A 1,680-nucleotide genomic window follows, 5' to 3' on the forward strand; every position below is an offset into this window, starting at 1 on the left:
ACCACACAGCACCAGGCGTTTCCACACAGCCTCGGTGGAACCATGCCGTATGGGGCGCCTATCAGAACGACGTGATCGCGGCAAGGAGCGGAAGTGGCCCCGCATATGCGCTGAGGCTCTCACTCCAGCGCCAGGTGACTCCGCGGGGCCGTTGCATGGAAATCGCTACGAAGCTTACGGGCAGACCTTAGCCGCCGCGCTTGACTACCTTGATGATGGCTCAAACCCACGGAATTACCACAGGACGGTGGTCGTCGAGCGAGTTTTCAGCAGCCTATTGATGTGCGACTTCGGAAGCCGCCGACATCAGTTCCTCGGGATTCGGCGCCCTGAACGTATAGCCAATCTCCAAAACTTCAGTGAAGCTCCAGCGTACGATCCCCGCCCGGTCCAGTAGGAACTGACCGACAAGCTGCGCCTGGCCGGAAGCCATCATCTGCTGATCGGCTTCCGTAATCTCATATCCTTCCTTCTTGTTGAGAAACTCGTTCATTGCCATTACGTCCATAGGCTCGGGCAACTCGCCCGGGAGATGGACCCGTATCGCCATGACCGTGTCCATCCCGACCTCACGCAAGCCGAAAGCACGGTGCGAGGCTCGCTCCGGATCGGACGCCGCGAGAAGATCTGGTGTCGGGTGGTACCGGAAATAGAGCCGCGCGCGTTCGACCGGCGTGTTGACCACCGCCAGGCATTCGACGCCTTTCTCATGTAGGGCCGGTTTGAGTTGCGCCATCGCCGCGACATGGCGCCGGCAGAACGGACAGTGTAGGCCTCGAAACAAACCGATCAGTAACGGGCTACGGCCTCGAAAATCATTGAGCGCGACCTTGCCTTCGCGCGAGATGGCATCGAGTACGACATCTGGTGCCCGGTCGCCCGGCTGCAGCGGGCGGTCGACACTACTCGTGGACATGGACAACCTCCTCGCAAGAAAAGGCAACACGACCAGCGCTTCGGGTTTGAGCCCGTGCTGGGCGCAAACCTCCCGCGCCAGAGTAAGTTAGCGTTTGGCTTCTGCCACATTGCCGAGGTCGAGATTAAGCGTTGCAAGCCCATCTTAACACGGAAAAAGCATCTGCGGTTCGCCCGTCTCCCAAGCCGTCATGAGCGCTCGCTATAATAACGGACAGCGAGTTCCGGCTTCCGTGGCATTGGTGGATTTGCGCCAGCGCCAGGACGATCAACGGCACCGCCAGATGCTCACGTTGGGCGAGCGCACAGTGGATCTCGATTGCCTTCTCGGCGGCCGGTACACCTCCCAGTGTTCAACGTCTTGAAACTCGGGCGGCCTCGATGTGACCGGATGCCAAATGTGGCGAATGACCTCACACGAGAGCACTCCCGAATGCTATTGCGCTGAAGGTCCGGTTCCCGACCTCGTTTTGGACGCTCAAGTCTGAGACGACCAAGGTCATCAACGGGGTCGAAACGCGACCTTCGGCGCAATAAGGGCAAAGGTCCGGAAGTGGCGCGGAAAGTGCCTTCCGGCCTCGCCACATCGAACTTCTGCTCGCCACCCGTTGCGACAATTCCGAATCATCAGGCCTGTACCGGACATTCCAAGCGTTGTCGTTTAACGACCGCATCGGGTCGGTTCTGCTTGTTCCTGTAGATATCACCAGGGTGTGTTTCGGCATGCAAATTTGGCTCTGACTCACTTTTGATGAAATCAAGTGC

At 58.9% G+C, this 1,680-nt stretch carries 1 protein-coding gene and 1 pseudogene; both read right to left on the reverse strand.

Features of this window, described 5'->3' with window-relative positions; translation table 11 throughout:
• Positions 1-274: 274 nt before the first annotated feature.
• Positions 275-916 (reverse strand): peroxiredoxin-like family protein, encoded by a 642-nt coding sequence (locus tag N181_RS09520; RefSeq protein ID WP_037437162.1) that lies wholly within the window; start codon positions 914-916, stop codon positions 275-277.
• Positions 917-931: 15 nt separating this feature from the next.
• Positions 932-1,259: pseudogene (locus N181_RS34710) on the reverse strand (adenylate/guanylate cyclase domain-containing protein); the annotation flags it as partial.
• Between the last annotated feature and the right edge of the window lie 421 nt (positions 1,260-1,680).

Origin of the sequence: Sinorhizobium fredii USDA 205 (assembly GCF_001461695.1) — a bacterium.
Lineage (GTDB): Bacteria > Pseudomonadota > Alphaproteobacteria > Rhizobiales > Rhizobiaceae > Sinorhizobium > Sinorhizobium fredii.